A 6,618-nucleotide genomic window follows, 5' to 3' on the forward strand; every position below is an offset into this window, starting at 1 on the left:
TCCTCTTCTCGCCACATTAAGCTACTTAATGATAATAACTCGCATTAAATTTCTTAATTTTTGACTCTAGCTTAGTTCTTGTGTACTACTATGCCAGCTTTTTATTGATGTGTGACAGTTAGGGTGCGGAATGTAGGTCGTAAAATGTGCTTGAAAAGCTTGATTTTTCGTTTTCAGTCCTCAACAAGCTTAAGCTTTTTAGCATAAATATTATTAGTGGGATAGATTCATAGTGATTATTACTAGAGATGCTTCAGAAAATTCCCTTTGTTGCAATTAGCGTTCTGCTTGTAGCTCAAATGTCATTACCCGTATTTGCCAACAATCTTACCGCTACAGTTGTAAGCGTAGGTGACGGTGACACCATACGGGTGAAAACTGGTAACAAAACTGTGACTGTTCGCCTCGCTTGCATTGACGCACCAGAGATGAAGCAAAGCCCTTGGGGTCAACAATCATCTGCAAGACTTAAACAATTGCTGCCAGTAGGACAAGCCATTACTCTACGCCCTGTTGAAACTGATAAGTATAAGCGTTTGGTTGCAGAGGTGTATGTCGGTAATCGCAGTATCAATGTAAATATGGTGCAAGAGGGACAATATGAAAGTCTATCGCCAGTATCTCAAAGGCTGTCCGCAGTCTAAAGATAGCCTGTTGCAAGCTGAAAACTATGCCAAACAACAGCGCCTAGCTTTCTGGAATCAGGCTAGTCCTGTGATGCCTTGGGACTTCCGCCACAGAGCTACCCAAAAGACAACATCAGTGCCGATTCAACCGCAGCAACAGAATAACTGCGATCCCTCTTACCCAGATTTTTGCATTCCAAAGAATTCACCAGACCTAGATTGCCCAGATGTTACCCAGAGAAGGTTTAGAGTATTGCCACCTGACACTCACAAGTTTGACCGAGATGGTGATGGTATTGGATGTGAAAAATAACTACAACGAAACACAGCTTTTAATTAGGCAGTAAAAATGTTTCATTAATAGACCTGTCGGGAGGAAATAGCGAGAAAAATCCCTGAAAACCTTGCGACACAGAAATTATAGGTATTTATGATAAAGTTGTTTGGAAGCCTTAATTTATAAAGCTTCCAAGGATTTATTGCTTTATTTCCCCACGACTCTAATATCAAGATTGTGAAATTGACTCCGAACCTTTAAAGACCGTTGGAATGCCAGGGCAAACGCATCTAAAGTATAAGAATCCTTTAATAGCAAGGGTTTCGGCGTTTTTAAATTTAGCCTATTTTTTCGTCAATATCCTTACCCAGTAAGGGTTTCAGAAATACCGTGCGTTCGCCCTGGTTGGAATGCCCATCACCATCAACATTATTAAGTTAGAAACCCAAAATAATACGACAACACCAAAACCCACTAATGTTAAATAGGAAAATGTTAATTGTGTGAATCCATCTAGCAGTTGCCACAACCGAAAAGCTGTGTAGAAAAAGCCAATGGGTACAACAATACTTGGCACTAGGGAACGACTAAAAACACGTTCAGAGATGAGTTGTACGGCGACTATCAACAGGTAACTTCCCCAAAATACCCATGAAGATGGTTGTTTATAGTCCAGAGCTAACAAGCACATAGGTAACAAAACTCCAGCAACCAAGGCTAACTTGACCCACCATTTCAGAAATTGCCATTGCTGCTGGTTAAACCCAATTTCTGCCGTAAAGGGTAAACGTCGAGCTTTCACACCAAAACCATAGCCAAGAGCTAGCAGGGTTATAATCAGAATAAAAAGCGTAAGAATCAATCCATTATTAACTGTCATCTGCTCGAAAATACCAATTTTCATACTCTTACTATAATCTGGCTTTAACAGCCTCGCTCCACCTTGGCTGCCAATAACAATATTTCGCCTTTTACTTTTACATACTCAGTGTGCAATGTGTTGATTCAAGCTAGTCGAAGGTTGAAGTCGAACTCCTCTGAATTTGCTCTATTCTTCGTAGTTCATCGCTTCCCCAATTGATGTTCTCTTTTATTGGCGAAAGCGGTGCTGATATAGGCGATTGGAGTGATGAGTGGTGTATTGGGAGACTGTCTTACTTTCCAGACATACTGTAAGTAAGAAATTTACAAGTTCGTAGTCTTATCGAGTCTCTTAAAGCCTAACCAGTAGGTTGCTCAATTAGTCACAAATTTATTAGATATTGTACTAAAAAGCTCATCCATGATTGAGCTAGTACTCAAAAATAGTCACTCAATTTCGGAATTATTAATACTACTTATACTTAGTTTTTAATCGAAGACTATTGATAAATAATTTTGGTAGCAGCAAATGTCAAATGCTAAGAATTCCTTAACGCTGCGTCAGTCCAAAAGCGCCTAAATTAATATTAGTAATGTGCAAGAGAATGCATTTATTTTGTAGTACAAAAAATTGAGATAACCTTTAATGAACAACCCATTACCCAAAAATGATACGAACATTTTAGTAATTGGAGCAGGAGTCAGTGGTCTAACAACTGCTATATGTCTAAGAGAGGCAGGTTTTAATGTTGTGATTGTTGCAGATCGTTTTGCCCCAGATTTAACCTCTATTGTGGCAGGTGCATTATGGGAATGGCCTCCAGCAGTCTGTGGTCGTCATGGATCTCCTAGATCGCTGGAACGCTCTAAAGACTGGTGTATGACTACCTATAATAAATTCAAGAAAATACATACAGAGTTTGGTTCAAAAAAAACAGGGATTTATTTGAGGGATGGGTATTTCTATTTTAAGGATGTTTTGGAAAATCGACCTGCTGATCTAAGCAAAATGAATGAGTTGAAAGATAAAGTTGATGGATTTGAAAGAGGTTTACATATTGTCAAAAAAACGATTGATTTGAATTTTCAAGGAGGGATAAAAGATGCTTATAAACACATGGCTCCGATGACAAATACCGATGTTTACATGAATTGGCTACTTCAATATGTAAAGGATATTGGATGTGAGATTATCCAGGAGAAAATCACTGTCAATATAGTTCAAAACGAACAGGAACTACTTAGCCGTTTTAATGCAAGGGCAATTGTTAATTGTGCTGGGCTAGGTTCAATAGCAACTACAGGGGATGGTTCCATGTATCCCGTGAGGGGCGCACTTGTCAGGATTAAAAATCTAGGGGAAGTTGTGAAGGATGCTCATTGCATTTCCCATGAAGAATCTTCTTTAAATGAGCAAGACATCATTTTTATAGTTCCTAGAGGGGATGATTTGGTGGTCTTAGGAGGATTAACACAGCAAGACCAATGGGGTACAGACTTATCTCTTGAGGTTCCAATTATTCGACAGATGTATGATGGTTGTTTAGAGTTTCTACCGGAATTAAAAGAACTCCCCCTAGATGAGAAGGAGCCTGTTAGGACTGGTCTACGACCATTAACATCAGAAAATGTTTGTGTAGAAAGAGTTTTAAACACACGCATATTTTATAATTATGGACATGGAGGATCAGGCGTAACGTTGTCATGGGGATGTTCACAAGAAATTGTCCACTTAGTACAACAAATGCTCTGCGAAGAGGCAAATCCAGTTGCTTTGCATAGTAGTAAGATAGATAGCAATAAGCAGACTGTCTTTGTGCTACATGATATGTTTCTGAGCAAAACTGATTTTAGACATATCTGCTCAGATAATAGAAATCTAGTTTTACTCTGTAGTAGGCGAGGACTCAGTGAGGTTGTACCCTCCCAGTATCAATACTTAGATATTGTACAGATTGTAGAACCTTATAATTTACAAAATCTGTTCCAAACCTATCAACAGATTAAGACTGACTATAAGCTATTAGATGATAACTGCCGGATTGTCACCAACGATGAGTATTCAGTACTGTTAACTGCACAGTTGCGTGAAGCTCTAAATCTGCCAGGCGATCGCCCAACGATGATCCAGCAGTTTACTGATAAGAATTACCTCAAATCTGCCCTCAAAAATTCCCTGATTCGGGTGCCTAAGTATCTGATTTTTGCTCAAGACCAATACCGTAAAGAGCCAGTTTCATACTTAAAGTTTGTTCTAGAAGAACTAGGTAATCACATTTTTATTAAACCAGTTATGGGAGTCGGAAGTGAAAAAACCAGAAGAATCTATACTGTTGATGATTTGAAAGCTTGGTGTGAAAGCAATGTAGATTCAGATTCAGAATTTGAGTTGAATGAATTCATTAGAGGTCAGTTATACAATACAAGTGTTGTCATGAAAAATGGTCAGCCTTGTTATTTCGCTGCCTGCAAGCAGTTTCGACCTAATGATGAGTTCATTTATGGTCATCAAATTGGCAATATTATTGTTAGAGAAGAAGAAGCAGAGTTTCAGAAACTCTGGGAATTTTCAAGCGATGTGTTAGAAAGTTTAGAACACGATTACCCTAAAAATGGTGTACTAAATATTGATTTATTACTACCTTCTCTTAGCGAAGAAGCAATCCTAATGGAAGTAGCTGCACGCCCCCCTGAAGCACTTGTATCAAGAATGTTTTACATATATCAGGGGATAAGTCTAAACGAGTTACATCTCCAATTACAGATTGGTGATTCGCCTGATATCATTCTCAAGGATAGAAATGAGTGGAAATACAGTGCTTCCTCGATTCATCCAAAGCAGAATGGTGTTGTTACAGAAATTCAGAAGCCAGTTCTCGAAAGTGATGTGGAAATTTATTGGCAGATTTATTTGGGAGAGAGACTGGAAAAATCACAAAGTATGAGGGATGTTGCCATCGCTATTGTTTTGAGCCATCATGACTTTTCAACCCTTCAAGAGGAATATCAGGTAGCCAATTCTACCAATTTCTACAATACTGAGAAAGATTTTTTCTAGCAGCCCGAAAGAAACTGTTTTACAGCAGTGTTTGAGTTAAAAACCGAAAAATTACCGCCTAAATGAGTAAATTTTAGTGTATTCTGCGCTTTTCTAGCAGACAGAGGTGAACAAGGGAACAAACAACTCTCTTTTGTTTGACACTCTTCGGGAAGCGACGGAATCTGTTTTAGGCTTGGTGTCCTATGTTTGCTTGCAGACTGAGAGGATACGTTGGTCGTTAGCGCTAATAAGTTTGATTTGATGAAAATTGGATAGGTTAATTTTCATATTTGTTGGTTGTATCTACCTTAAACCCCTTGTCCTTTGTATAAATCTTTCTGTCGGTAGAGATTAGGGTAGCAATATCAACTTTCAAGCCCTTCCACAATTACTGCTGGTGAGAGCCATTCTTAAACCTTGCCTGGATTCTCAAAGCTAGTTAAGTAGTTTTAGATTTCGGTTTCTTATTTCTACGGCAATGAATTCTTTGTGAGTTTCACTTGGCCTTGAGGAAATTAACCGTAAGAGTCTTTGAACAGGTGTTGTGTTTCTCCAGTTGATGCAGGCTGAAATAATCGCATTGCTAATGGGCAAGCGATCGCTTTCACCTTTGCTTGGTGTAGCCTTATGGTTGACACCAGTATATTAATAATATTATCATGTCAACTGGCGAGCGCAGTGAAAATAAAATTAAAGTAAAAATGAATATCACAGTAGATGTAACACCCATCGCTGCGTTTAGGTGGAATGAAGAAAATGCCCAAAAACTCAGGGAGCTTAGAGAGAAAGCTGGATATAGTAGACAAAAGCTATCTGATGCTGTGGGAGTTTCTGTGGCTTATATTCAGCAGCTAGAGACTCCTCACGTCTTTATTAACAAACCAAAAAAACCAACTCAGATGACTGTTAGTACAGAAATTCTAGAGAAACTTTGTGCTGCTTTAAATGGGGATATCACTTCACTTATTTGGAACATAGATTACAACAGTTAAGAAAAGTATATACTACGCCTACCAGTGAAAACTGCTTGGCAATCACTGGTGAGCGTAGTAATATAATAATCATATAGAGAGGAGACGAGCGCGATGCCTCTCAGAAAAACAAAGAAGCGCTCAACCCCAAACCCAGATTTGATCAACATAAAACATAGATTTGAGAAACGAGAACCTCCCGTCGTATAGCACAAGGTACGCCAGGTAAAGTCGGCTGGGGGAGATACTCAAAATCACTCAATAAATCCACTCATACTGAACAGAGGGCAACCGCTCAATACCTTCTCTAGAGCCTTATGCTGTGAATTCTTGCTAGAAAATAACTGAAATTCAGAAATATGAGGCTACGCCAAATCTTTTTGAGAGCGTTGCGGTAAACCACAACGTTGTTTACGCTCAACAAAAGGCGATCGCCGTCCCTGGAAAGTCTGCGATCGCCTTTTTACCCCAAACAAGAGGTATTTCTAATGATTACACAAACTTCAGCCCCTGCGCTAACAAAAGATCCGCTAACCACGCAGGATCGCCAAATCATTGCAACCATTGTGAATCAGTCGGACTACTCCAAAAACTGCCAGCCCGAAGATGTGGTGACTATCTGGATCAACAGCGATGATATCGCCTGGGTAAAAATGATCCATGGATATGCGCGATACCACAAACAGTCTTTCAAACGCGCTGTTGCAGAAGTTAAAGCGAGTCTTTCTACTCCAGTGGAGTGCAATCACCAGGAAGATGAAGAATTGAAACAAGCTTCTGAGAAAATTAGCTTGTTAGGTGATTGTGACTGGTTATCGTTGAGCATCCAATACTATCCTGATA

General features: G+C 39.3%; 6 protein-coding genes and 1 pseudogene. 5 read left to right on the forward strand and 2 right to left on the reverse strand.

Annotation, left to right across the window (positions count from 1 at the left end):
- The first annotated feature begins 248 nt into the window (after nt 1-248).
- Both LC608_RS35895 and LC608_RS35900 read left to right on the forward strand, forming a co-directional pair.
- Nucleotides 249-644, forward strand: a complete 396-nt coding sequence (locus LC608_RS35895; protein ID WP_229558059.1) for a thermonuclease family protein — start codon at nt 249-251, stop codon at nt 642-644.
- A complete protein-coding gene (locus LC608_RS35900) occupies nt 601-939 on the forward strand; it encodes a thermonuclease family protein (RefSeq protein WP_229558060.1) in 339 nt (112 codons plus the stop codon). The genes LC608_RS35895 and LC608_RS35900 overlap by 44 nt, the downstream gene beginning before the upstream one ends.
- Nucleotides 940-1,282: 343 nt before the next feature.
- Here LC608_RS35900 and LC608_RS35905 read toward each other — a convergent pair whose 3' ends face one another.
- The gene (locus tag LC608_RS35905; protein WP_229558061.1) at nt 1,283-1,807 is read right to left on the reverse strand and encodes a hypothetical protein; all 525 of its coding nucleotides are present in this window, start codon (nt 1,805-1,807) and stop codon (nt 1,283-1,285) included.
- Nucleotides 1,808-2,410: 603 nt separating this feature from the next.
- Between LC608_RS35905 and LC608_RS35910 the strand changes: the two genes are divergently transcribed.
- A complete protein-coding gene (locus tag LC608_RS35910; RefSeq protein WP_229558062.1) occupies nt 2,411-4,822 on the forward strand; it encodes an FAD-dependent oxidoreductase in 2,412 nt (803 codons plus the stop codon).
- A 497-nt stretch (nt 4,823-5,319) separates the two neighbouring features.
- Here LC608_RS35910 and LC608_RS37135 read toward each other — a convergent pair whose 3' ends face one another.
- A complete protein-coding gene (locus LC608_RS37135) occupies nt 5,320-5,442 on the reverse strand; it encodes a hypothetical protein (protein ID WP_258169775.1) in 123 nt (40 codons plus the stop codon).
- A 21-nt stretch (nt 5,443-5,463) separates the two neighbouring features.
- On the opposite strand from LC608_RS37135, the gene LC608_RS35915 reads away from it, so the two are divergent.
- Together LC608_RS35915 and LC608_RS35920 are read left to right on the forward strand one after the other, a co-directional pair.
- Nucleotides 5,464-5,796, forward strand: coding sequence for a helix-turn-helix domain-containing protein (locus LC608_RS35915; RefSeq protein ID WP_229558063.1), 333 nt, complete (start codon nt 5,464-5,466; stop codon nt 5,794-5,796).
- Nucleotides 5,797-6,263: 467 nt separating this feature from the next.
- Nucleotides 6,264-6,618 (forward strand): annotated as a pseudogene (locus tag LC608_RS35920) (hypothetical protein); the annotation flags it as partial.

It is taken from the genome of Nostoc sp. XA010 (genome assembly GCF_020829625.1).
Taxonomy (GTDB): Bacteria; Cyanobacteriota; Cyanobacteriia; order Cyanobacteriales; family Nostocaceae; genus Nostoc.

Bases quoted from the DNA above. Each gene is read 5' to 3' on its own strand.
- LC608_RS35895 (WP_229558059.1), top strand. From the start codon at position 249: ATGCTTCAGAAAATTCCCTTTGTTGCAATTAGCGTTCTGCTTGTAGCT.
- LC608_RS35900 (WP_229558060.1), top strand. From the start codon at position 601: ATGAAAGTCTATCGCCAGTATCTCAAAGGCTGTCCGCAGTCTAAAGAT.
- LC608_RS35905 (WP_229558061.1), bottom strand. From the start codon at position 1,807: ATGAAAATTGGTATTTTCGAGCAGATGACAGTTAATAATGGATTGATT.
- LC608_RS35910 (WP_229558062.1), top strand. From the start codon at position 2,411: ATGAACAACCCATTACCCAAAAATGATACGAACATTTTAGTAATTGGA.
- LC608_RS35915 (WP_229558063.1), top strand. From the start codon at position 5,464: ATGTCAACTGGCGAGCGCAGTGAAAATAAAATTAAAGTAAAAATGAAT.